We start from the raw sequence: 23,912 nt of genomic DNA, 5'->3' as shown, positions 1-23,912 counted from the left end.
GACGCGCCCGAGCGCGCCGACACGGGCACGGCCGTGTCGGCCCGCGTAGCGTCGACGGGGATCCAGACCGACGATCAGGAGGCCCACATGAGCGACGACCAGCACCCCGCCGAGCAGGCCGACGAGCGCCCGCTGCAGCGGAGCCAGGACGCCATCGACGACGCGAAGCACTTCGTCGCCGAACGGCTGGAGCCCACCGAGGACGACCAGACCGGCGACGACTCGGGACTGCCGGTGACCGGTGGCGGTGCCGCTGCGGAGGAACCCGCGCCCGGCGCCTGACCCGTCAGGACTCGCGGACCACGTCCCCGGGGTCCTTGTCCGTCCGCCATCCCCGCCACGAGGGCTGCCGCAGCCGGTCGCCGTTCGTCCACTCCGCGAACTCGACCTCGCCGACCCGGACGGGATCGACCCATCGCGCATCCCGGGCGTCCGCCCGGGGCACGTCGGCGAAGGGCGGGTCGGCCCGGGCCAGGGGGCCGAGGACCGCCTCGATCTCGTCGAGGTCGCGGTCCCGGAACCCGGTGCCCACCTTGCCGACGTAGCGCAGGCGGTCCCCGTCGGGGATCCCGAGGAGGAGCGAGCCCACCCCGCCCGCGCGGCGTCCGGTGCCGGGCTTCCAACCGCCGACCACGACCTCCTGCGTGGCGTGGTGCTTGATCTTCACCCAGGCATCGGAGCGGCGGCCGGTCGAGTAGCGGGAGTCGCGTCGCTTGGCGACCACGCCCTCCAGGCCGCGGCGACGGCTCTCGTCCATGGCGTCGTCGAGCGTTCCGTCGGCGGCCGGGGGGACGTCGATCGGGCCCCCGGGTTCGACGACGGTGGCCAGTGCCTCCCGGCGGTGGTCGTACGGAACGCGCGTCAGGTCGTGCCCGTCCGCCTCGAGCACGTCGAACACCTCGAACCGCACCGGGGTGGTGCGCATCCCGTGCTCGACGTCCCGGGCGCGCGACAGCCCCATGCGGTTCTGGAGGTCGCTGAAGTCCGGACGGCCACGGTCGTCCAGTGCGACGATCTCGCCGTCGAGGACCGCGTCGACCCCGACCTGGTCGGCGAGGGCACGGAGTTCGGGGTACTGGCTCGTCAGGTCGTTCCCGTTCCGGCTGGTCAGGCGGACGTGTCCGTCGCGGACCTCGGCGATCGCACGGATGCCGTCCCACTTCATCTCGAAGGCCCACCGGTCCGGCGTGAGCGCGCCCGGGGTCTTCGCCGGGCTCGCGAGCATCGGACGGAACCGCTCGGTCGCGTCGGTGTCCGCTGGCGGCGCCGTCGCCGCGGGCGGTCGGGAGGACCGGGGGGACTCCGGCGCGGACGTCGCCCCCACCGCGGCGTCGCCGTGGTCGAGCCCCTCGGGCTGCTGCTTCGTCCGGTGGATCAGCCAGTTCCGTTCGTCCCCGCCGCGCCCGCGGGTGTGCAGGAGCGCGAGTCGGCGGGTCCCGCGGCCGACGCCGTGCAGGGTGACGATGACCTCCTGGCCCTCGCGCCACTTCTCGAGCTCGTACGTGCCGTGGTCCCAGATGGTGACGCTGCCGCCGCCGTACTCGCCCTTCGGGATCGTGCCCTCGAAGCCCCCGTACTCGAGCGGGTGGTCCTCGGTCTGCACGGCCAGGTGGTTCTGGCCCGGGTCCTCGGGCTCGCCCTTCGGCAGGGACCAGCTGACGAGCACGCCGTCGTGCTCGAGTCGGAAGTCGTAGTGGAGCCGGCTCGCGTGGTGTTCCTGGATGACGAACGTCGGCCGACCGTCGGTGCGGACGGTCGGGGCGCCCTGCGGCACGGGCTCCGGCGTCCGGGAGGCGTCGCGCATCGAGCGGTAGGTGGCGAGGCGGTCCGGTGCCGCGCCTCCCGGCTGCTCGGTCCGGTGTGCGCGGTTCGGCTCGTCCTCCTTGAACGAGCCGTCCGGGTTCCGGTTGCTCTCCCAGTGACCGTGGTCGGGCCTCCCGACCGCGAGCGCGGCGGCGGCGACCGGGTGCAGGGGGTCGCCGATGGTGTGGAGGCGCTCGACGACCTCGGCCATCGTCAGGTGCCGGAGGTCGGGGTCGTCGAGCTCGTCCCAGGTGCGGGGCGCGGCCACCGTCGGCTGGGCGCGGCCACGGAGCGAGTACGGGGCGATGGTGGTCTTGTTGCCGTTGTTCTGCGACCAGTCGACGAACACCTTGCCGTTGCGGGCGGCGCGGGACATCTGCGACAGCACGAGGTCCGGCATGTCCTGTTCGAGTGCGCGGGCGAGTTCGTGCGCCACCTCACTGACCTGCGCGGACGTCGACGAGCCGTCGAGCGCCGCGTACAGGTGGATCCCCTTGCTGCCGCTCGTGACGGGCATCGGTTCGAGGCCGGCACCGTGCAGGAGCTCCCGGGCCGCGTGCGCCACCTCGACGCATTCGCGGAGGCCCACACCCTCGCCCGGGTCGAGGTCGAGGACCAGCCGGTCCGGGCGCATGGGCGTGCCATCGGCGTCGAATCGCCACTGCGGCACGTGGAGTTCGAGGGCGGCCTGCTGGGCGACCCAGGTCAGGGTCGCGACGTCGTCGAGCAGCGGGTACTCGATGTCGTGGTCCTTGTGGTGGACGACCCGGTGGCGGATCCAGTCCGGGGCGCTGTCAGGCAGGTTCTTCTCGAAGAACACGGAGCCCTCGACGCCGTTCGCCCAGCGCTTCCGGGTCAGCGGGCGGTCCTTCGCGTGCGGGATCATCCACGGCGCCACCTCGACGTAGTAGGCGATGACGTCGCCCTTCGTCGTCCCCGTCTCCGGGTAGAGCACCTTGTCCAGGTTCGTCAGCGTGATGCGGCGGTCGCCGACCGTGATCGTCCGGCCGCGCGTCGTCGTCCCGGCCATCGCTACAGCGCCATGCCCGTCGCCCCCGCGATCGTCAGCGTCGACCCGGACGTGTAGCTCGACTCGGGGCCGGCCAGGTGCACGTACGCCGCTCCGAGCTCGACCGGTTGGCCCGGCCGCCCGAACGGTGTGCCCTCGCCGTAGTGCTCGATCTCGGCGCTGTCGTACGACGCGGGCTGCAACGGTGTCCAGATCGGCCCGGGGACGATGCAGTTCGCGCGGATGCCCTTGCTCGCGAGCTGACCGGCGAGGCCGTTCGTGAAGGTGATGATGCCGGCCTTGGTCATGCCGTAGTCGAGGAGCCGGGTCTGCGGCTGGTACGCCGCGACGGAGGCGGTGGTGACGATGGTCGAGCCGGGGGCCATGTGTGGGACCGCGGCTCGGCAGAGCCAGAACATGGCGTAGAGGTTCACCTTGACCGTCAGGTCGAAGTCCTCGGTGCTCGTCGTCGTGATGTCCTCGTTGACCTTCTGGTGGCCGGCCACGAGCACGAGCGAGTCGAGGCCTCCGAGGGTGCTGACCGCCTCGGCCACGATCCGCTCACACGTGGCCTCGTCGGTGAGGTCCCCGGGCAGGATCACCGCCTTCCGGCCGAGGTCGCCGATGACGTCGCGGACCTCCTCGAGGTCCTCCTGCTCCTCGGGCAGCGCGTTCAGGGCGACGTCCGCGCCCTCCTTCGCCATCGCGATCGCCGCGGCCCGGCCGATGCCCGAGTCGGCACCGGTCACGAGCACTCGGTAGCCCGGCATCCGGCCGGTGCCGACGTAGCTGGTCTCGCCGTGGTCCGGCTTCGGGTCCATCGCGTTCGTGCCGCCCGGGAGCTCCTGCGACTGCGGCGGGTACGGGGGCTGGGGGAACTGTGTCCGGGGGTCCTGCTTGTCGAGCTGGCTCATGCGGCCATCGAACACGCCGGATGTGGTCGCTGCTCGGAGCCTCCGGCGCGATCGGTCGCACGACGGGGAGCGGGTGGCGCTCCGGCGTGTGCAGGACCGGTGGGGAGAGGGCGCGCCCCGAGTACGGTCGTGTCCATGCCAGAGCGTTCCGAGTACGGCGACGATCCCATGCAGTACGGCGTGTTCCACGTCGCCGAGGCCCCGGCACGCGGGACGGTCATCCTGATCCACGGCGGCTTCTGGCGGGGCACCCCGGACTACTTCGACGGACCCGCCCCGCTCGCCGAGGCGCTCGTGGGTCGGGGCTGGAACGTGTGGCGGATCGAGTACCGGCAGCTGCCGAACGGTGGCGGCTGGCCGGGCACGCTCGACGACACCGCGGCCGCGATCGAGCACCTCGTCGTCGTCGCCGCGTCACTGGCCGTCGACCCGGGACCGGTCCTGACGGTCGGCCACAGCGCGGGCGGTCACCTCGCGGTGTGGGCGCTGTCCCGCCCGGACGCCGTGCTGCCGCTCGAGGGCGCCGTCAGCCTGGCCGGTGCGCTCGACCTGCGGCTCGGCGAAGCGGACCGCATCGGCGGCGGCGCGGTGGTGGACTTCCTCGGCGGCACATCCGCGGCCCACCCCGACCGGTACGCGGCGGCCGACCCGGCGACGCGGGTCGTCCCGGACCTGCCGGTCCGCATCGTCCACGGCGACCGCGATGACGTCGTCCCCATGAACCAGTCCGACGCGTACGTCGCCGCGGCGCGAGCGGCCGGACAGGACGCCTCGGTCCGCGTGGTCCCCGGTGACCACATGGACGTCATCGACCCCGCGCACCCGGCCTTCGCCGCGCTGCTGGCGGTGCTCGAGGAGATCCGCGCGGCAGCCTGACGCGGGCGGAGCGACCCGGTTCCTCACCAGAGAGGTCTCTGCGGCAGCTGTCCACACCGCGGTGGAATGTGATGTGTCGGAATCGGCAACGGCCGCAGATAGCCTGGTGCCGAAACCCCAGAAGGACCGCGACGTGCCGGGTTCCTCCGGGAGCACGGGCGGGTGCCGCCGGGATGGCGCCGAGCGGAGGAGGAGGAACGACATGACGATCGCAGCGCATCCGGTCCGTGTCCTGCGGGCCATCGCTCGGCCCGACGGGGCGTGGTGGACCGTGGAACTCCCGGAGTTGACGTCGCCGAGCCCGCTGGGAGGCGAGCCGATCATCGCGCTGGGCCAGGTGGAGCGGGACGGCGACGTCGCGGCCGCAGCGCTCGACATCGCCGCCGTCTGGCTCAACGTCGACGAGTCGACGCTTGAGGTGCGCGTGGAGTTCGGCCGCCCGCTGACGGGCGACTGACCCTCGCGTCCGGTCAACGCTCCCTGCGGGCGACGTCGGCGCCACGGGGGAGCGTCACGAACCCGAGCGCCATCGCGAGCACGTACACGCCGGCCTGGACCTCGAGCAACGGCATCGTGCCGACGACGGCCTGGAGCGCTCCAGCCGCGAGCAGGCCGACGCCCTGCCCGACCGCGACGCCGAGACCGAGCGCGGCGAACACGGCAGGCCGTGCCGCGGCCGACGCCCCCAGCTGCAGCAGGCTCGTGAGCCCGGACCCCATGACGACCCCCGGAGCACCGACCAGGGCGAAGAGCACGACGTACAGCCAGAGCGCGTGCGTCGCGAACGACGCGTTCCAGGCGACGACGGTGAGTCCGGCGAACCCGACGAGTCCGAGCAGTGCGATCCGACGGACGCGGACCCGACCGGCGATCGCGGCGAGCACGAGGCCCGCGCCGATCGCACCGACCGCCTGGACACCCCGGAGCAGGCCGACGTCGGCGTCCGAGCCGCCGAGCCGGTCGCGCACGAAGAACACGAAGAGGACGACGAACATCCCCTGGGCGATGGATGCGGTCGTGACGACGGCGAGTGCGCCGCGCGTGGCGGGGTCGCGGAATGCGCGGAGGAGGCCCTGCGGACGACGCCGGGACGCGGACGACGTCGGGACGCGGACCGCCGCCTCCGCCGCACCGGCCGCCTCCGCCGCACCGGCCGCCTCCGCCGCACCGGCCGCCTCCGCCGCACCGGCCGCCTCCGCCGCACCGGCCGCCTCCGCCGCGCCGGCCGCCTCCGCCGCGCCGGCCGCCTCCGCCGCGCCGGCCGCCTCCGCCGCACCGGCCGCCTCCGCCGCGCCGGCCGCCTCCGCCGCGCCGGCCGCACCTGCCGCGCGGACGGCGTGGTCCGTCGTCGCCACTGCCGGCCCGGGTCGCGGGAGCCCCGCCAGCACGACGGCCGACACGACGTACGTGGCGAGGTCCACGCCCGCCACGAGCGGCAGGTCCCCGACGACGAGGAGCACGCCGCCGAGCGGCCCGCCGACCAGCCGACCGACGTCCTGGTTCAGCCCGACGAGCGCGTTGGCGGACACCACGCGGTCGGGACCGACGAGCGTCGGGAGCAGGGTGTTCTTCGCGGGCTCGAACACCGCACTGCACACCGCCTGCAGCACGATCACCGCGCACACGACGGTCAGCGCGGTGCCGGCCGGCAGGCCCTTCCCACCCACCAGGAGCAGCGGCACCAGCCCGCAGGCCTGGACGACGTTCACGGTCACCATCAGCCGCCGGGGGTCGGTCCGGGCGAGGATCCGCGGCACCACCGGTGCCAGGAGGATCGGCGGGAGCAGTTCGAGGAGGAACGCGACGGACGTCGTCAGCGCCGAGCCGCTCAGCCGGAGGACGACGAGCGGCAGCGCGACGAACAGGAGCCAGTCTCCGCCGTCGGACACGACGCCCGCGGTCCACAGACGTCGGAACGCGGGGACCGCGAGCGCGGAGCCCGCGAGGCGGCCTGGTGCCGGGCCTCCCGGCCGGGGCGCGGTGCGGGTGGTCATGCGGCGGGGCCGGACCGTGCGGCGGCTGGGTCGAAGCCGGGCCGCGGGAAGGCGGTGAGTGTCACGTGGACGTGTGCGGCGTCGGCGGGCGCGACGTCGCGGATCGGCGCGATGTACGGGCGCACGATCGCGTCGATCCTGGCGACGACGTCGGCGAGTTCGTCGGGGGTGATCCGGAGTCCGTACTGGGCGTGCACGTCCGCCGAGCGCCAGACCTCGGGGAGCGTGTCCCGAGTGCGGAGGTGCTCGCGCGCCAGCTGGTGGTCGAGCTGGAGCGCCGCGGCGAGCATCGCGTCGAGGCCGACACGGTCGGCGGGATCGGTGTCGTCGTTCGTGAACCCGGTGATCGTCGCGCGCCAGGGGCGTGTCCGGCCGTCGGTGGCGTGCGCAGGCTCGACGAGTCCGTGCGCGGCGAGGACGCGGAGGTGGTAGCTGCAGTTCGAGGGCGAGTCCCCGACCGCACGAGCGCACTCCGAGGCGGTCGCGGGTCCGGCGGACATGAGGTAGGCGAGGACGTCGAGGCGCACGGGGTGAGCGAGTGCGTCGAGGACGGCGGGGTCGCTGATGTCCGGGCGGTGTTCCGCCCTCGGGGTCCGGTCGGCCTGCTCGTGCTCGTCCACGTGTGCTCCGTCCTGGTCTGAAAGAGGCTTTCGGATCGTACGGTCCATCCCGCTGATCTGCAAGGGCCTTTCAGATCCCGTCCCGCTGGTGGTCCGCGGAGAACCGGTGCGCCCTGACCCGAGCACGGGCATCATGGCCCCATGAGGTCGATCTGGAAGGGCTCCATCGCGTTCGGGCTGGTCAACGTGCCGATCAAGGTCTACGCGGCGACGGAGACCCACGACATCGCGCTGCACCAGGTCCACGACGAGGACAACGGCCGCATCCGGTACAAGCGCGTGTGCGAGCTCGGTCACGACGTCGACTACGAGCACATCCAGCGCGCCTACGACGACGGCGACAAGACGGTCGTGCTCACCGCGGACGACCTGAAGACGCTGCCCGAGGAGCAGTCCCACGAGATCGAGGTGCTCGAGTTCGTGCCGAGCGACCAGGTGGACCCGATCTCGTACGAGAAGTCCTACTACCTCGAGCCGGACTCGCGGTCGCCCAAGGCCTACGTCCTGCTCCGCGAGACCCTCGATCGCACCGACCGGACCGCCATCGTGCAGTTCACGCTCCGGCAGAAGACCCGGCTCGGTGCCCTTCGGGTGCACGACGACGTCCTCGTCCTGCAGGGGCTGCTGTGGGGGGACGAGGTCCGCGCAGCCGACTTCAAGGCCCTCGACACGGACGTCAAGGTCTCGGCGAACGAGCTGAAGATGTCGTCCTCACTCGTCGACAGCATGTCCACCGACTACGACCCGAGCAAGTACACCGACGAGTACCAGGAGCAGCTGCAGCAGCTCATCGACGCGAAGCTCGAAGCGGGCGACGACGTCGACACCGCCGCGACCTTCGGTGAGCAGCCGGACGAGGACGAGGGCGACGGCGGTGACGTCATCGACCTCATGGCGGCGTTGCGCGCGTCGGTCGACCGGAACCGCGCCTCCCGGTCGAGCCGGGGTGGTCGATCGGCCGATGACGACGCGGCGGACGACGACGCGGCCGAGGACGACCCCGAGCCGCGGCGGAAGGCACCGGCCGGGAAGGCGGCCTCGAAGGCGTCGTCGAAGACGTCCGCCGCGAAGGCGTCGTCGAAGACGTCCGCCGCGAAGGCGTCGTCGTCGACCGCGGGTGCGAAGGGCGAGAAGAAGGTGCCTGCCGCTCGGTCCCGCTCGAAGAAGGCCAGCTGAGCGGTCCTTCACCCGACGGTCGCTCGCCCGAGGTCGGGCGGCAGCACTCCGCGCGTACGTTCGGCGGCGCTGGTCCGAGCGCCTGCTCGACGGCTCGACGGAGCGAGGAGACCGAGATGTTGCTGGACGGAACGACGATCGTGGTCACGGGTGGCAACAGCGGGATCGGCGAGCAGATCTGCCTCGCCGCGGCCGCCGAGGGGGCCAACATCGTCATCGACTACGTCGTGCACCCCGAGGCGACGGACGCCCTCATCGCGAAGATCGAGCAGGCCGGTGGCAAGGCCGTCGGCGTCGAGGCGGACATCACGAAGGCCGACGACCTGCACCGCATGGTGCAGACCGCGGTCGACACCTACGGGCGGCTCGACGTGCTCGTGAACAACGCGGGTGTCGAGGACCGCAAGTCCCTGCTCGAGGAGACCGAGGAGGGCTACGACCGCGTCATGGCGATCAACATGAAGAGCGCGTTCTTCGGCTCGCAGGCGGCGGCGAAGCAGTTCGTGGCGCAGGGCGGCGGCGGGCTCATCCTCAACATCTCGAGCGTGCACGAGGACTGGCCGATGCCGGGCAACCTCGCCTACTGCGTCGCCAAGGGCGGCATGCGGATGCTCGCCCGGAGCGGTGGCGTCGAGCTCGGGCCCCACGGCATCCGCATGGTGAACATCGCGCCCGGCGCCGTGGACACGCCGATCAACACCGCGACGACCTCGGACGCCGAGAAGCTCGCGCAACTCGACGCCGCGATCCCGCTCGGTCGCCTCGCCGAGCCGAGGGAGATCGCCGAGGTCGTCGTCTTCCTCGCGTCCGGCAAGGCCGGGTACATGACGAGCACCACCGTCACCGTCGACGGCGGGATCTCGCAGGGCAGCGTCGGGCTCTGACCGCGGGGCTCTGGCCGCGGGTCCGCCGCGATCAGCTCCGAGGCACCTCGCCGTCCTCCTGGTCGTCCTGGCGAGTCCGCCGGGCCGCCAGGGGCACCCCGATCCAGAGCACCGCGGTCGCGACGAACACGACGACGCCGCCGATCACACCCATCGTGTGTCCCAGGACGACGTCGAACACGAACAGGACCGTGCCCGCGAACAGCAGCGCGCTCATGACGAGACAGGCGATGAGGATCCGGTTGCCGAAGCGCACGAGGTCGTGCTTCTGCCGCTGCCCGAACAGGAGGCGGTGGGTCGAGACCGCGCCCAGCGCCAGGATCGTGATGCCGGCCGCGAGGATGACGAGCACGAGGTAGATCGCGATCTCACCGTCGTCGAGGATGCTGAAGCGCTGTTGGAACGGCAGCGTGAGCAGGAACCCGGCGAGGATCTGGGTGCCCGTCTGCACGATCCGCAGCTCCTGCTGCATGTCGCGCCAGTTCCGGTCGTACCGCTCCGACCGGGTCTCGTTGCGTGCCCGATCCGCTGCTCCGTCGTCGGTCGTGCTCATGGCCGACCAGGGTAGCCGAGGGGGAGCCCGCACCGGACGCAGCTGTGGGCTGGTGCCGACCCGCGGTCAGGACGCGACGCGCGCCGTGACCTCCGCCACCGCCTCCAGGACGTCGTCGACCGTGACCGCCAGGAGGGCCGGGTCGGGCTCCGTCGCGAACACGTCACCCCGGCGGACGCTCGCGTCCGTCAGCACGACGTGCGGACCAGAGGCCGGCGGGCCCCACTCCTCCGGCGGCGCCGGGCCGAACAGCACGACGCTCGGCACGTGGTACGCCGACGCCAGGTGCGCGGCGCCCGTGTCGACGGTCACGACGACGTGCGCGGCGGCGATGACCGCGGCGAACTCCTGCAGGTCGAGCCGGCCCGCCAGCACGGCGGCCGGTGCCAGGCCGGCCCCCTCGGCGACGGCGGTGGCGCGGTCGACGTCGTCCGCGCCTCCCGTCACGACGACGTCGAGTCCCTGGGCCGCGAGCGCACGGGCGACCGCGGCGAACCGCTCGACCGGCCAGTGCCGCGCGCCGTAGAACGCGCCGACGTGCACGACGGCGGCGTCCCGGACCGCGGGCTCGAGGTCCGGCACGCGGATGTCGACCTCGTCCGGGTCGCCCTCGATCCCGAAGGCGCGGACGAGGCGGATCCACCGCTCCCGCTCGTGCATGCCGTCGAGCCAGGGCAGCCCGTCCTCACCGTGCGCGGCGTGCTTGATGGTGTGCCGGGCCTCCAGGTGCGCGATGATCGCGCGGGACTCCCCGCCGGAGCCGTGCAGGTTCACCGCCACGTCGACGGTGCCGGGTTCGATCGGCATGTCGTGGTCGAGGCCCTGCTGCGCCAGGTGCACGTCGACCCCCGGCAGCAGCTCGACGATCGGGGCGAGCCACGCGGTGGTCGCGAGCGTCATGCGGTGCTCCGGGTACGCGCGGCGCAGTGCGTGCAGCGCGGGCACGGCGATGAGGATGTCACCGAGCTTGATCGCGCGGAGCACGACGAGCTCGGGGCGGCCGTCCGACGGCGGCAGGGCGGGGAGTGCGGGCACGGGTCGACGCTACCGGGCGTGACGGGCACCCGCCCGCGCCCCGCCTCGCTCGACGCGCCGGGCACGTGACGGGGACCGGCCGGACCGGGTACGAATCGGTGCATGAGCCTGCGCACGCACCGCCCCCCTCGCGCTGTCCTCTTCGACCGCGACGGCACCCTCGTGGTCGACGTGCCCTACAACACGGACCCGGACCTCGTGGAGCCGGTGCCGGGGGCCCGCCGCGCGGTCCAGGCGCTCCGTGCCGCGGGGGTCGCGGTCGGTGTCGTGACGAACCAGTCGGCGATCGCCCGGGGGACCGCCACCCGCGACCAGGTCGACGCGGTGAACGCCCGGGTGGACGAGCTCATCGGTCCGTTCGACGTGTGGGAGGTCTGCCCGCACGGTCCGGACGACGACTGCGACTGCCGGAAGCCCCGTCCGGGGATGGTCGTCAACGCCGCGGAACGCCTCGGCGTCGCGCCCGAGGAGTGCGTCGTCATCGGGGACATCGGCGCGGACATGGGCGCGGCGCGCAACGCGGGAGCGGCCGGCATCCTCGTTCCCACCGAGGTCACCCGGGCCGAGGAGATCGACGAGGCGGACGTCGCCACGGAGTCGCTCGTCGACGCGGTCGCGCTCGTGCTCCACTCGCTGCGCCACGGCCGCCAGGGTGACCTCGCCGCACGGGCGGAGCGCGCCGGGGCGGAACGCGCGGCGGCGGAACGCGCCGGGACCGGGCGGTGACGCGCCGGGTCCTCGTCGTCCGGCTCGACAGCTTCGGGGACGTCCTCGTCGGCGGACCCGCGGTCCGGGCCGTCGCGGCGGCTCCGGACACCGAGGTGTGGATGCTCTGCGGCCCGCAGGGGGCTCCCGCGGGGCGGCTCCTGCCGGGCGTGGACGAGCTCCGGGTCTGGGCCTGTCCCTGGATCACCGAGACCGACCGGCCGGTCGACGCCGCGATGCTCGCCGAGTTCGACGCGATCGTCCAGGAGGCCCGGCCCGACGAGGCCATCGTCCTCACCTCGTTCCACCAGTCGCCCCTCCCGGTCGCGCTCCTCCTCCGCCTGGCGGGGGTCGCGAGGATCACCGGGGCGTCGGTCGACCACGCGGGGGCACTGCTCGACGTGCGACTCCGGCCCGGCGAGGACTTTCCCGAGGACCAGCCCGAACCCGAGCGTGCGCTGGAGATCGCCCGAGCGGCGGGGTACGCGCTGCCGGACGGGGACGACGGTCGGCTCGCGGTCGTCCACGACCCGGCGGACCTGCCCCCGGAGCTCGACGGGCTCGGACCGTACGTCGTGGTCCACCCCGGCGCGAGCGTCCCGGCGCGGTCGTGGCCGGTCGACCTGCACGCCGCGCTCGTGGAGCGGCTCGCCGCCCTCGGACACACCGTGGTCGTGACCGGCAGCCCGGGCGAGCGTGACCTCACGGCCGCCGCCGCAGGGGCCTCGGGCATCGACCTCGGGGGCCGGACGAGCCCGGCGGCACTGGCGTCGGTGCTCGCGGGCGCCGAGGTCGTCGTCGTCGGGAACACGGGTCCGGCCCACCTCGCGGCGGCCGTCGGGGTCCCGATCGTCAGTCTGTTCTCGCCGGTGGTGCCCGCGGTCCGGTGGGCGCCCTACGGCGTGCCCGTGGAACTGCTCGGCGACCAGCAGGCGCCCTGCCGACTGAGCCGCGCCCGCGAGTGTCCGGTGCCGGGACACCCGTGCCTCCGCTCCGTCGACCCGGAGGCCGTGGTCGCCGCGTGCGCGCGCCTCGCTGGCTGGGAACGGGGCACGTCCGGGGTACAACACTCCTGAGAAGCAGTCCCACCGGGAGGCGAGCAGCAGGAGGAGTGCGTATCGTCCGAATTCCCGGCGTTCCCTCAGCCGGGGACGGACGAGCAGGAGGTATGGCGTGCGGATCCTGGTGTGGCACGTGCACGGCGGCTGGATGGACGCGTTCGTCCGGGGTCAGCACGACTACCTCGTCCCCACCACCCCCGCCCGTGACGCCTGGGGCCTCGGTCGCGCCGACCGGCTCTGGCCCGAGAACGTCGTCGAGATCGCGCCGGAGGCCGTGCGCGACGCCGACGTCGACGTCGTCGTCCTGCAGCGCACCGAAGAGTTCGCCGAGGCCGAACGCCTGCTCGGTGCCCGTCTCGGCCGCGACGTCCCGGTGGTCTTCGTCGAGCACAACGCCCCGCGGGTCGACGTCCCCGCGTCCCTGCATCCGCTGCGCGACCGGGACGACGTCCTCATCGCGCACGTCACGCACTTCAACGCCCTCATGTGGGACTGCGGCACGACCGCCACGACGGTGATCGAACACGGCGTCGTCGACCCCGGTCCGCGGTACACCGGCACGCTCGAGCGGTTCGGGGTCGTGGTCAACGAGCCCGTCCGCCGGACGCGCGTCGCCGGGACCGACCTCGTGCCGCGGTTCGCGGCGGTCGCTCCCGTCGACGCGTTCGGGATGGGCACCGACCAGCTCCCGGACGCCCTCGGACTCGGTCCGGACCGGCTCGGCGTGATGGGGGACGTCAAGCCCGACCCGATGCACACGCAGCTCGCCGAGCGCCGCGCCTACCTGCACCTCAACCGCTGGACCTCGCTCGGGCTGTCCCTGCTCGAGGCGATGCACATGGCGATGCCGGTGCTCGTCCTCGGCACGACCGAGGCGGCCCGTGCGGTCCCCGCCGAGGCTGGCGCGATCTCGACCGACGTCGAAGACCTCGTCGCCACCGCCCGACACCTCGTCGCCGACCCCGACGAGGCGCGTCGCCGCGGCCTCGTCGCCCGGGAGGCCGTGCTCGCGCGCCACTCCCTGGAGCGATTCCTCGGCGACTGGGACGACCTCCTCGACGGCGTGCAGGAGCGTCACCTCGCAGCACACCACCGATCCGCACCGGCCCCGGCACCGCTCACCGACCTGGTCGGCGCAGCCCCGGTCGCCGATGGCACCGACGGAAGGAACCGCGCATGAAGATCGCCATGGTCTCGGAGCACGCCAGCCCGCTGGCCACGCTCGGGGGCGTCGACGCCGGCGGCCAGAACGTCCACGTCGCAGCCCTGTCCGGGGCGCTCGCCGACCGCGGGCACCAGGTGACGGTCTACACGCGGCGCGACGACGCGACCCTGCCGCGCCGGGTGTCGCTCCGCCCCGGTGTGGACGTCGTGCACGTCGACGCCGGGCCGGCCGAACGCCTGCCGAAGGACGACCTGCTCCAGTACATGGGGCAGTTCGCCTCGTTCCTCGTCGCCGCGTGGACCGTCGACCGCCCCGACATCGTGCACAGCCACTTCTGGATGTCCGGGCTCGCGGCCCTCGACGCAGCACAGCAGCTCGGTGCCCACAGCGACGGACCGCGCATCCCCGTCGTGCACACGTACCACGCGCTCGGCGTCGTGAAGCGCCGCCACCAGGGCTCGGCCGACACCAGCCCGAACGAGCGCGAGTGGCTCGAACCGGAGGTCGGGCGCCGCGCCGACCAGGTCATCGCGACGTGCTCCGACGAGGCGTTCGAGCTCAAGGCCCTCGGCATCCCGAACCGCAGCATCTCGGTCGTGCCCTGCGGGGTCGACGTCGACGCGTTCACGCCGGACGGCCTGACCGAGGTCCGCAGCCGACGGCACCGGGTCGTCACGGCCTCCCGGCTCGTGCAGCGCAAGGGCGTCGGCACGACGATCGACGCGCTCGCCCGCCTCGTGCACGCGGGCCGCGACGTCGAACTCGTCATCGTCGGTGGGGCGGGGACCGCCGGGGCCGACCTCGTGGACGACCCGGAGTACCAGCGTCTCGACGCCCTGGCCACCCGGCTCGGCGTGCGGGACCACGTGACGTTCCGCGGCCAGCTGTCCCAGCGCGAGATCCCGACCGTCCTCCGGAGTGCCGACGTCGTCGTGTGCGCCCCGTGGTACGAGCCGTTCGGGATCGTGCCGCTCGAGGCCATGGCCTGCGGCGTCCCGGTCGTCGCGTCGAGCGTCGGCGGCCTCATCGACACCGTCGTCGAGGACGCCACCGGCCTGCACGTGCCGCCGCGGGACGCCGCCGCGGTCGCCGAGGCCGTCGCCGCGATCCTCGACGACCCCGACCGTCGCGTGGCGTTCGGCCGCGCCGGCCGCGAGCGGGTCGAGTCCCGCTACTCGTGGGCGCGCATCGCCACCGACTCCGAGCGGGTGTACGACCGCATCACCGGTCGCCGTTCCACCCGTCCCGGACGTCGCCGTGCCGGTGCCGTCCCCACGCTCGACCCCGCCCCCCTGGGCACCGCCGGAAGGACCCTCCGATGACCATCGACCTGCCCGCCACCACCGCTCGGCCGACGTCGGACGAGCCAGCCTCGAGCGCGTCGCTCGTCCTCGACCACATCGCCGCGTCCGTCCCGGTCATCGCGTCCCTCGCCGAGCACGGCGACCACATCGCGGCGTGGGCCGACGACCTCGCGTCGCGGCTCGGCCGGGGCCAGCGGCTCCTCGCGGCCGGCAACGGCGGCTCCGCGGCGGAGGCGCAGCACCTGACGAGCGAGCTCGTCGGCCGGTTCGACGGGGACCGTCCCGCCTTCAGTGCGATCTCGTTGCACGCCGAGTCCTCCGCGGTCACCGCGATCGGGAACGACTACGGCTACGAACACGTCTTCGCCCGCCAGGTGCACGCGCACGCCCGCGCCGGCGACGTCCTCGTGCTGCTCTCGACGAGCGGCAAGAGCGAGAACCTGCTCAACGCAGCCCGTGCCGCCCGCTCCATCGGCGTCCGCACCTGGGCGATGACCGGATCACGCCCGAACCCCCTCGCCGAGGTCGTCGACGACGCGATCTGCATCGACGGGCCCTCCGCCAACGTGCAGGAGGCCCAGCTCGTCCTCGTGCACGCACTCTGCCGGGCCATGGAGCCCGCGCTCAAGGGACTCCGGGGAGGCCGCCGATGAACGCCCGCACGGACACCACCCGCACGCGGATCGTCGTCGTCGGCGACACCCTGCTCGACGTCGACGTCACCGGGACCTCGGAGCGCCTCAGCCCCGACGCGCCCGTGCCCGTGCTCGACGTGCAGGACGAGGTCCGCCGCGCCGGTGGTGCCGGGCTCGTCGCGACCATGCTCGCGCGCGACGGCCACGACGTCACGCTCGTCACCGTCCTCGGCCAGGACGACCGGGGCGCCGAGCTCCGGGACGGCATGCCCGGCGTCCGCGTCGTCGCCGGGGACTCCGGCGTCGCGACCCCCGTCAAGACCCGCGTGCGTGTCGGCGACCACGCGCTCGTCCGCATCGACGAGGCCTGCGCGACGCCGCCCGTGCCGGATGTGACCGCGGACATGACCGCCGCGCTCGAGGGCGCCGACGCGATCGTCGTCGCCGACTACGGCCGTGGCCTCGCCGCCGCTCCCGCGCTCCGGGAGGCCCTGACCCGCGTCGCCGAGACCACCCCCGTCGTGTGGGACCCGCACCCGAAGGGCGCGCAGCCGGTCCCGGGCATCGCGGTCGCCACCCCGAACGCCGCGGAGGCCCGGGGCTTCTCCGGCGCGACCGGCTCCGGCGTGCCCTTCGCCACGGCCGCCGGCGAGCAGCTCGTCGCCGACTGGTCCGCCCACGCGGTCGCCGTCACGATGGGCGAGAAGGGCGCGTTGCTCCGCACCGACGCCGGCGACTCCCGCTTCGTCCCCGCGCCCTCCGTCACCGCGGGCGACCCCTGTGGCGCCGGTGATCGGCTCGCGGCCGGCGTCGCCGTCGCGCTCGCGCAGGGCGCCTCGACCGAGGACGCCGTCGCGGCGGGTGTCGCCGACGCCTCCGCCTACCTGGCCGCGGGCGGCGTCGCGTCGCTCCTCGCGCCTCCCGCACCGGTCACCGTGCCGGGCAGTGACCGGGACGCCATCCGGGTCGCCCACGACGTCCGCGCCGCGGGCGGCACCGTGGTCGCGACCGGTGGCTGCTTCGACCTGCTCCACGCCGGCCACGCCCGCACCCTGTCAGCCGCCCGAGCGCTGGGCGACTGCCTCGTGGTCTGCCTCAACTCGGACAGCTCCGTCCGCGGGCTCAAGGGCCCCGACCGGCCGATCATGACGCAGGAGGACCGCGTCGAGCTCCTCCTCGCGCTCGACTGCGTCGACGCCGTCATCGTGTTCGACGAGTCGACGCCCGACGAGGCCCTCCGCCGCTTCCAGCCCGACGTCTGGGCGAAGGGCGGCGACTACTCCGCCGACGAGCTCCCGGAGTCCCGGACCCTCGCCGAGTGGGGTGGCCGCGTCGTCACCGTGCCGTTCCACCCGGGGCGCTCCACCACGCGGCTCGCTGCCGCCCTCGAACGCGTCGGGTAGCGCGAGCGCGCACCATCCCGACCACGTCCGGCCGGGAGGCGCGGCAGCCGTCCGCCGTCGCGCCTCCCGTCCGACCGCAGAACCGAAAGGAACACCCATGCCCATCCCCACCACGCCCATCGGCCGCGTGCTCGTCACCGGCGGTGCGAGCGGCCTCGGTGCCGCCGTCGCCGCCGCCGTCGCCGAGGCGGGCGGCACCCCGATCGTGCTCGACCTGAAGACCGACGCGGTCCCGAGCGAGTGGGACAGCGTGGCCGTCGACGTCACCGACACCGCCGCCACCGAGCAGGCCGTGCGTGACGCCGCCGAGCGTCACGGTGGCCTCGACGCCGTCGTCACCGCCGCGGGCATCGACAAGCCGGCCCCGATCGGCGGCATCTCGTCCGGCGACTGGGAGCGCATCGTCGGCGTCAACCTGCTCGGCACCGCCGCGACCGTGCGCGCTGCCCTGCCCGCGCTCGAGGCCTCGAACGGCCGCGTCGTCATCATCTCGTCCTCGCTGGCGCTCAAGGGCGTCGGCGACGGCACCGCGTACTCCGCGTCGAAGTTCGGCGTCCGCGGGTTCTCCCAGGCGCTCGCGGCCGAGACCCGTGGCGTCGTCGGCGTGACGAACATCATCCCCGCGGGCATGCGCACCGCGTTCTTCGAGGGCCGCACCGAGCAGTACAAGCCGGGGCCGGACGCCAAGCTCATCGAGCCGGAGTACGTCGCGAACGCGATCATCTTCGCCCTGAGCCAGCCCGCCGGGTGCGAGATCCGCGAGCTCGCGATCATGCCGGCCGAGGAGCCCAGCTGGCCGTAGCCCCGGCCCGGCCCGGCCGCGGCCTCCGGCCGCGGCCTCCGGCCTCCGGCCTCCGGCCCCCGGTTCCGCCCAGATCGCAGAACACGCCGTTCACCTTCCGAGGTGAGCGGCGTGTTCTGCGATCTCGCGGGGCCGGAGGCGCCGGGCCGGGGGCGGGGCGGTCAGGGACGAGGGTCAGCCGCGTCCGGGTTCGGCACGACCAGTCGGTGTCCGAGCGCGTGGAGCACGAGGGACACCGTCGCCGTCAGGACCGCCAGGCCGACGAACGCGACCCCGACGCCGAGCATCACGAAGCCCGCGGTGGCGTCCACCTGGTGGTAGGCGCTCCCGGTGAAGTCGAGGTGCGCCCGCACCCAGAACACCACCGCGGTGACGACGAGCGCCAGGGTGGTCGACCACAGCATGACCAGGGGTCGGTGCGCGAGGTACCGCGGCGGTGGGAGCGGTGTGCCGGGGGCCGGTAGCGGTGAGTTCCTCTCGGACATGACCGCATCCTGGCACGTGTGGCCCCCGTTCCGTTCCTCAGCGCCTGACCTGCGGGCGGCCACGCCGACATCGTCGAGATCGCAGAACACGCCGTCCACCGTGCGAGGTGAGCGGCGTGTTCTGCGATCTCGGCCGCGTACGGGGCGACCGGTTCACGCCGCGGAAACACGGGCGCGCGATGATCGTCGTCATGACTCCAGCCGAGCCTGGGGACGCCGTCACGCCACAAGCGACCATCGGCCTCCCCGTCACCGTGTCCATCACCCGCCTCGTCGAGCCCGACCGGATCCCGGAGGTCACCCGCTGGGTGCAGTCGGGCGTCAACCTCGCCAATCGCTACCCGGGGTTCCTCGGGTCCGGATGGGTCCGCTCGCATGCGACCTCGCGCGAGTGGCACATGCTCTACCGGTTCGCCGACCCGACGACGCTGGCGACGTGGGAGAACTCGGACGACCGCCTCCGGTGGCTCGACGAGGGCCGAGACCTCGTCGTGGAGTCCCGGGTGGAGAAGCGCACGGGGATCGAGGGGTGGTTCGACGTGCCGCGCGATGCGCCGTCCGACAGCGCACCCCCGCGATGGAAGCAGGCGGTGTCGATCTGGCTCGGGTTCTTCCCGGTGAACCTCGTGTTCACGCTCCTCGTGACCACGTTCGTGCCGTTCTGGTCGACGTTCCCGACCGTGCCGAAGGTCCTGCTGACGACGCTCGTCCTCACGCCGGTCATGACGTTCTGGGTGCTGCCGTTCGTGACGCGGCTCATCCGCCCCTGGTTGCTCGCGCCGCGCCGCTGACCACGGGCTCGGCGGCCGGGGCGGTCGTCAGCAGGTCCGCGACGTCGGCGAGCACCACCTCGACCCCGACCTCGGCCACGAACGACGGGTCGTGCTCGCAGCGCTCCGCGGTCCAGCCGACCTGGGTGACGTCGACGCCGCACACGGGGCAGTGCGTCGTGAAGCTCATCTCGACCCGGTGGCGCCCCCGGTCGAACGGCGCCGCGTTGACGACGTTGCCGAACCAGAAGATCCCGACCGTGCGGGTGCCGACCGCGACCGCGAGGTGCCGCGGCCCCGAGTCGTCGGCGACCATGACGTCCGCGATCGCGAGCGTCCCCGGGAGCTCCCCGAGGCCGAGCACCCCCGCGAGGTCGACGATCTGCCCGGGGCTGTCCGGACCCGCGATGTCGGTGGCCGAGCGCGCGATGGTGATCGCCGCCTCCCGGTCCGACTCGTCGCCGACGACGATGACGACGTCGCCCTGGGCCATGCGGGCGGCCGCCACCGCGGCGAAGCGTTCCGCGGGCCAACGGCGCCGGGGGTCCGTCGCGCCGGGGTGGACCGCGACGACCCGGCGCCCGGCGAGCGGTGCGCCGATCGCGTCCTCGATCCGGGCGACGGCGGCCGCGCGCTCGTCGTCGGACACGTGGACGACGGGATCGAGCACGACGGGTGCGGCACCGGCGAGCCCGGCGACCTCGAGCGCCCGGAGCACCTCGTGCTGGTAGTAGACGTAGCGGACCCAGCGCTCGAGGACCTCGGCGTCCTCGGTCGCGGTGCCGACGGTGTGTCGTGCGCCGAGGCGGAGCAGGAACGGATTGGAGTTCCGGCCGCCGCCGTGCACCTGGACGGCGAGGTCGAAGCGCCCGTGCAGTCGGGCGGTGAACGCGTCGACCTCGGCGGGGTCGGACTCCTGCCCGGCGACCTCGCGGACACCCGGCGCCACGGGGAGCACCTCGACGGCGTCGATCGACGAGGGCCGGTCGGCGAGCAGCGCGGCGGCCATGGGCGTGCCGAGGAGGGTGATGCGGGCCTCCGGGTACGCGGCGGCGAGCGCGTCGATCGCCGGCATGGCGAACAGCAGGTCCCCGAGTCCGCCGCCGCGCAGGACCGCGATCTCGCGGACGTCCTCGAACGCGGGCTGTGCTTGACCGATCGGGAACACCGGGCCTCCTCGTGGTGCGGCACGCCGAACGGCGCGCGGGTGCGTCCTCCTGTCTACCGGGAGGCGCTGGGTGGCGTTCCGCGCGCCGCGGTCACGTCGCCGGCGGGCGCCGCTTCCTGATCGAACCGCCCGATGCCGGTCGAACACCCGTGTTCCGCGGTTCGAACGGACGGGGCCGGTTCGAAGTGGCGCCGCGCGGTCAGGGCCGGAGGCCCGACACGAGCAGGTCGAGCAACCGCCCGACCTGCTCCTGGTCCTCCACGCCCGCGGTCGCGAGGAACACCCCGACCAGCGCGGCGGTGACGTCGTCGGCGGGGACCGCCGGGCGCAGGACGCCGAGGGCCGCCCCCGCGGCGAGGATCGTGGCGATCGCGGCGTTGACGCGCTCGCGGGTCCGGGCGCTCCCGACGGCATCGCGGAAGGCCCCGGCACGGAGGGTCTCGGCCATCCCGCGCTTCGTGACGACGAACGCGGCGTACCGGTCCATGAAGGTCCGCAGGGCGACGTCGGGCGTGTGGCGGGCGAGGAGTGGCTCGACGGTGGCGAGGACCGATGTGAGCTCGGTGTCGTAGACCGCGGCGACCAGGTCCTCGCGGGTCGGGAAGTGGCGGTAGAGCGTGCCGATCCCGACGCCGGCGGCGCGCGCGATCCCCTCGAGCGACGCGTCCTGGCCGGTGTCGGTGAAGGACGCGCGTGCGACCTCGATGATCCTGGCGCGGTTGCGCGCGGCATCGGCGCGCAGACGACGCGCGGGCGGGGGAGCGGACGACAAAGCGGAGGTACCTCCGGATCGGTGGTAGCGTCGCGGAGAGCGGAGGATCCTCCGTTTCCGACGACGACAGGAGCCATGATGGCAGACCACACGACGATCCCCGGAGGGACGGCGACGCTCGCCGGGCGCGCGATCGCTCGCATCGGGTACGGCGCGATGGCGCTCGAACGGTTCGACGACGACCGGGAGGCCGGGGCAGCGTTCCTCCGTCACGCCGTCGAGCTCGGGGTGGACCACATCGACACTGCCGAGTTCTACGGCGACGGGGTCGCGAACGACGTCATCCGTCGGGCGATCGGTTCCTCGGACGCCGTGGCGGTCGTCAGCAAGGTGGGAGCGGTCCGCGTCGACGCGCCGATCCCGCTCGTGCTGGCGCAGCGACCGGAGGAACTCCGTGCGCAGGTCGAGGCGAACCTCCGCACGCTCGGACGCGATCGACTCGACGTCGTCAACCTCCGCCGCCCCGAGATCGGCCCCGGTCTCACCGTGCCGGACGAGGACCTCGTCGACCTCGACGACCAGCTGGCCGAGATGACCGCGATGCGCGACGAGGGGCTGATCGGCGGGATCGGGCTCAGCGCGGTGCGGATCGAGAGCCTCCGGCGGGCGCTCCCGGTCGGCGTGGTCTGCGTGCAGAACGCGTACTCCCTCGTCGCCCGCGAGTTCGAGGCGATGCTCACGCTCTGCGTCGCCGAGGACATCGCCTGGGTGCCGTTCTTCCCGCTCGGCAGCGGATTCCCCGGCCTGCCGAAGGTGACGGACGAACCCGCGGTGCAGCGGATCGCGGCCGAGCTGGGGGCCTCCCCGGCGCAGGTCGGCCTGGCCTGGCTGCTCGGGCACGCGCCGAACACGCTGCTGATCCCCGGAACGGCGAACGCCGACCACCTCGCGGAGAACCTGGCGGCGGGCGCGGTGGAGCTCACGGCCGAGCAGACCGCTGCCCTCGATGCGCTGGCGCCCGCGGCCGGCGCGCAGCGCTGACCGGACTCACGGGCGCGCGGCCGCACCGTGCGCGGGTCGTCTCCCGCTCAGGGCGCGTCGAACAGCCGATCCAGACCGCCCTCGTCGTCCGCGAGGGCGAGGACCTCGTCACCCTCGTGCAGGACGGTGTCCCGCCGCAGCCGGATGAGCCGACCCTGCCGACGCACGACGCTGATCCAGCCGTCCTCGCCGTCGAGGAGCTCGTCGACGCGGCGACCGTCCGCCTCGGACCCGTGCTGGACGACATGGCGGTGCAGTCCCTCCGGTTCCGCCGTCAGACGCATGCCGACCGCGAAGGGCTCCGGCTCGCGCACCCGCATCGGGATGTGGAACCGCCGGGCGAAGAACGGGACGAGACCGCCCTGCAGCACCACCGAGCACACCACCACGACGAAGATGATGCCGAACAGCCGGTCCGCGTGTGCCACGCCCGAGGCGAGGATCGAGAGTCCGAGCAGGATCGGCACGGCCCCCTTGAGTCCCGCCCACAGCACGAATGCGCGCTCACCCCACCGCAGGCGCAGGGGGATGCTCAGCGCACCGACGAACAGCGGCCGGACGACGAGGATCAACAGGGCCGCGATGAGGAGCCCCGGCAGGAGGACATCGGGTCGGACGACCGCGGTCACGTCGGTGCTCAGGCCGAGCAGGGTGAACACGACGATCTCCGCCAGGTTCGAGAACCCCGAGCTGAACCGGTCGATCTCGCGCTTGAACGGCGCGCGGACGTCGCCGATCAGGATGCCGGCGAGGAACACGGCGAGGAACCCGGACCCGTGCAGGAGCGTGCCCACCGCGTAGAGCACGACCGCGAATGCGAGTGTCCAGATCGAGTGCAGCGCCTCGTTCGGCAACGCGAGGCGCTGCAGGGCCCACCGGAGCGTCAGGCCGCCGAGGACGCCCACGGCCGTGCCGATCAGGAGTTGCAGCACGAACGTCAGGAGGCCCTGGGTCACCGCGTCGAGGCCGGCACCGGTCGCGGCGAGCAGGCTGACCATCAACGCGATGCCGACCGGGTCGTTCGCGCCGGACTCACCCTCGAGGATCGTGCCGGAGCGGCCCGAGATCTCGCGCTTGCCGAGCACGGAGAACACGACCGCGGGATCGGTGGGGGCGAGTGCGGCCCCGAGCAGCAACGACTGCTGCCACGGGAGCTCGAGCAGGAGGTGTCCAGCGAGCGCGACCCCCGCCGCGGTCACGGCGGTCCCCGCGACCCCGAGCCAGGTGATGGGGCCGAGCGAGTTCCGGAACCGGGACCAGCCGATGTGCATGCCGCCGTCGAAGAGGATGAAGACCAGCGCGACGCTGACGACGTGTTCGTCGAGCACGCGCGGAACGGTCTCGAGCACGGGGAAGAAGGACGACGCCGCGACCGCGGCGATGAGGAACAGCGCGGGCGACGGGACGCGGATGAGGGTGCTGAGGCGACTCGAGACGACGGCCGCGACCGCGGCGAGTCCGGCGAGCCCGACCGCCAGGGTGAACGCGTCGTCCGCGCTCACGGGCAGCGCTCGGCTCGTGGGGCGAGTGACATGGGATCTCCTCGGGAGGGTCGGTCGACGGATCGCCGACCAGTCTTCCCGGCACACCTCACGCGAACGCTCGTCCACCGTACTCCTCGCCCGCGCACCCGCCGGATGCGGACTCCAGGGCGGGCCGTGGTCGGGGGACAGGCGAGCCGAAGGGAGGCCGCGATCGCGGACAGTCCCGGGACGGAGGAGCAGTGTGGGTACGTGCGGACCGATGCCCGCGCGCGTCGACGATGACGGAACGCCCAATGACCGTGCCCTCGGCCGG

At 73.5% G+C, this 23,912-nt stretch carries 24 protein-coding genes; 14 read left to right on the top strand and 10 right to left on the bottom strand.

The features are described 5' to 3' along the window. The first annotated feature begins 87 nt into the window (after positions 1–87). Positions 88–282, top strand: a complete 195-nt coding sequence (locus DEI93_RS14820; RefSeq protein ID WP_111010638.1) for a hypothetical protein — start codon at positions 88–90, stop codon at positions 280–282. 4 nt (positions 283–286) lie between these two features. Here the strand turns inward: DEI93_RS14820 and DEI93_RS14815 are convergent, their stop codons facing one another. Together DEI93_RS14815 and DEI93_RS14810 are read right to left on the bottom strand one after the other, a co-directional pair. After that, positions 287–2,833, bottom strand: coding sequence for an ATP-dependent DNA ligase (locus DEI93_RS14815; RefSeq protein ID WP_111013005.1), 2,547 nt, complete (start codon positions 2,831–2,833; stop codon positions 287–289). A 2-nt stretch (positions 2,834–2,835) separates the two neighbouring features. Further along, positions 2,836–3,726 (bottom strand): SDR family oxidoreductase, encoded by an 891-nt coding sequence (locus tag DEI93_RS14810; RefSeq protein ID WP_111010640.1) that lies wholly within the window; start codon positions 3,724–3,726, stop codon positions 2,836–2,838. Positions 3,727–3,861: 135 nt separating this feature from the next. Here DEI93_RS14810 and DEI93_RS14805 point away from each other — a divergent pair, with 135 nt between their 5' ends. Both DEI93_RS14805 and DEI93_RS14800 read left to right on the top strand, forming a co-directional pair. Then, on the top strand, positions 3,862–4,602 hold the full coding sequence (locus tag DEI93_RS14805; RefSeq protein ID WP_111120015.1) for an alpha/beta hydrolase family protein: 741 nt from the start codon (positions 3,862–3,864) through the stop codon (positions 4,600–4,602). A gap of 202 nt (positions 4,603–4,804) precedes the next feature. Continuing rightward, entirely contained in the window at positions 4,805–5,059 is a 255-nt protein-coding gene (locus tag DEI93_RS14800; RefSeq protein WP_111013007.1) for a hypothetical protein, read from the top strand. A gap of 13 nt (positions 5,060–5,072) precedes the next feature. Here DEI93_RS14800 and DEI93_RS14795 read toward each other — a convergent pair whose 3' ends face one another. After that, positions 5,073–6,596: an MFS transporter gene (locus DEI93_RS14795; RefSeq protein WP_111120014.1), complete on the bottom strand. Its 1,524-nt coding sequence runs from the start codon at positions 6,594–6,596 to the stop codon at positions 5,073–5,075. Beyond that, positions 6,593–7,216 carry a helix-turn-helix domain-containing protein gene (locus DEI93_RS14790; RefSeq protein WP_220037892.1) on the bottom strand — a complete coding sequence of 208 codons (624 nt, stop codon included), beginning with the start codon at positions 7,214–7,216 and terminating at the stop codon, positions 6,593–6,595. The genes DEI93_RS14795 and DEI93_RS14790 overlap by 4 nt, the downstream gene beginning before the upstream one ends. Positions 7,217–7,357: 141 nt before the next feature. Here DEI93_RS14790 and ku point away from each other — a divergent pair, with 141 nt between their 5' ends. Together ku and DEI93_RS14780 are read left to right on the top strand one after the other, a co-directional pair. Continuing rightward, on the top strand, positions 7,358–8,392 hold the full coding sequence (gene ku / locus DEI93_RS14785) for a non-homologous end joining protein Ku (RefSeq protein ID WP_111120012.1): 1,035 nt from the start codon (positions 7,358–7,360) through the stop codon (positions 8,390–8,392). Between the two features lie 116 nt (positions 8,393–8,508). Beyond that, positions 8,509–9,276, top strand: coding sequence for an SDR family NAD(P)-dependent oxidoreductase (locus DEI93_RS14780; protein ID WP_111013011.1), 768 nt, complete (start codon positions 8,509–8,511; stop codon positions 9,274–9,276). 31 nt (positions 9,277–9,307) lie between these two features. Here DEI93_RS14780 and DEI93_RS14775 read toward each other — a convergent pair whose 3' ends face one another. After that, on the bottom strand, positions 9,308–9,829 hold the full coding sequence (locus DEI93_RS14775) for a DUF6328 family protein (RefSeq protein WP_111025790.1): 522 nt from the start codon (positions 9,827–9,829) through the stop codon (positions 9,308–9,310). Positions 9,830–9,895: 66 nt separating this feature from the next. After that, entirely contained in the window at positions 9,896–10,864 is a 969-nt protein-coding gene (locus DEI93_RS14770) for a glycosyltransferase family 9 protein (RefSeq protein WP_111010649.1), read from the bottom strand. 102 nt (positions 10,865–10,966) lie between these two features. Here DEI93_RS14770 and DEI93_RS14765 point away from each other — a divergent pair, with 102 nt between their 5' ends. The 7 genes from DEI93_RS14765 to DEI93_RS14735 all read left to right on the top strand — a co-directional run bounded on the left by DEI93_RS14765 (position 10,967) and on the right by DEI93_RS14735 (position 17,939). Further along, positions 10,967–11,590: a D-glycero-alpha-D-manno-heptose-1,7-bisphosphate 7-phosphatase gene (locus DEI93_RS14765; RefSeq protein ID WP_111120011.1), complete on the top strand. Its 624-nt coding sequence runs from the start codon at positions 10,967–10,969 to the stop codon at positions 11,588–11,590. Next, positions 11,587–12,645, top strand: a complete 1,059-nt coding sequence (locus DEI93_RS14760) for a glycosyltransferase family 9 protein (protein WP_111013015.1) — start codon at positions 11,587–11,589, stop codon at positions 12,643–12,645. The genes DEI93_RS14765 and DEI93_RS14760 overlap by 4 nt, the downstream gene beginning before the upstream one ends. A gap of 97 nt (positions 12,646–12,742) precedes the next feature. Continuing rightward, positions 12,743–13,810, top strand: a complete 1,068-nt coding sequence (locus DEI93_RS14755) for a glycosyltransferase (protein WP_111120010.1) — start codon at positions 12,743–12,745, stop codon at positions 13,808–13,810. After that, on the top strand, positions 13,807–15,117 hold the full coding sequence (locus DEI93_RS14750) for a glycosyltransferase (protein WP_111010655.1): 1,311 nt from the start codon (positions 13,807–13,809) through the stop codon (positions 15,115–15,117). The genes DEI93_RS14755 and DEI93_RS14750 overlap by 4 nt, the downstream gene beginning before the upstream one ends. After that, positions 15,114–15,752, top strand: coding sequence for a D-sedoheptulose-7-phosphate isomerase (locus DEI93_RS14745; protein ID WP_111013017.1), 639 nt, complete (start codon positions 15,114–15,116; stop codon positions 15,750–15,752). Before DEI93_RS14750 ends, DEI93_RS14745 begins: the two co-directional genes overlap by 4 nt. Continuing rightward, a complete protein-coding gene (locus DEI93_RS14740; protein WP_111025782.1) occupies positions 15,749–17,137 on the top strand; it encodes a PfkB family carbohydrate kinase in 1,389 nt (462 codons plus the stop codon). Before DEI93_RS14745 ends, DEI93_RS14740 begins: the two co-directional genes overlap by 4 nt. 97 nt (positions 17,138–17,234) lie before the next feature. Next, a complete protein-coding gene (locus DEI93_RS14735; RefSeq protein WP_111010658.1) occupies positions 17,235–17,939 on the top strand; it encodes an SDR family oxidoreductase in 705 nt (234 codons plus the stop codon). Positions 17,940–18,100: 161 nt separating this feature from the next. Here the strand turns inward: DEI93_RS14735 and DEI93_RS14730 are convergent, their stop codons facing one another. After that, entirely contained in the window at positions 18,101–18,424 is a 324-nt protein-coding gene (locus DEI93_RS14730; protein ID WP_146244433.1) for a hypothetical protein, read from the bottom strand. Between the two features lie 191 nt (positions 18,425–18,615). Here DEI93_RS14730 and DEI93_RS14725 point away from each other — a divergent pair, with 191 nt between their 5' ends. Then, complete coding sequence (locus DEI93_RS14725; RefSeq protein ID WP_111120067.1) at positions 18,616–19,215, top strand: putative antibiotic biosynthesis monooxygenase; 600 nt, start codon at positions 18,616–18,618, stop codon at positions 19,213–19,215. On the opposite strand, the gene DEI93_RS14720 is transcribed toward DEI93_RS14725, so the two are convergent. Continuing rightward, a complete protein-coding gene (locus DEI93_RS14720) occupies positions 19,181–20,362 on the bottom strand; it encodes a glycosyltransferase family 9 protein (RefSeq protein WP_111120008.1) in 1,182 nt (393 codons plus the stop codon). The two genes, DEI93_RS14725 and DEI93_RS14720, sit on opposite strands and share 35 nt — an antisense overlap. A gap of 199 nt (positions 20,363–20,561) precedes the next feature. After that, a complete protein-coding gene (locus DEI93_RS14715; protein ID WP_111120007.1) occupies positions 20,562–21,134 on the bottom strand; it encodes a TetR/AcrR family transcriptional regulator in 573 nt (190 codons plus the stop codon). A 78-nt stretch (positions 21,135–21,212) separates the two neighbouring features. Between DEI93_RS14715 and DEI93_RS14710 the strand changes: the two genes are divergently transcribed. After that, positions 21,213–22,115, top strand: a complete 903-nt coding sequence (locus DEI93_RS14710) for an aldo/keto reductase (RefSeq protein ID WP_111013186.1) — start codon at positions 21,213–21,215, stop codon at positions 22,113–22,115. Positions 22,116–22,162: 47 nt separating this feature from the next. Here DEI93_RS14710 and DEI93_RS14705 read toward each other — a convergent pair whose 3' ends face one another. Continuing rightward, complete coding sequence (locus DEI93_RS14705) at positions 22,163–23,617, bottom strand: cation:proton antiporter domain-containing protein (protein WP_111120006.1); 1,455 nt, start codon at positions 23,615–23,617, stop codon at positions 22,163–22,165. Positions 23,618–23,912 lie beyond the last annotated feature (295 nt).

It is taken from the genome of Curtobacterium sp. MCBD17_035, from assembly GCF_003234815.2.
Lineage (GTDB): Bacteria > Actinomycetota > Actinomycetes > Actinomycetales > Microbacteriaceae > Curtobacterium.
This window is presented reverse-complemented; position numbering and strand designations above follow the sequence as displayed.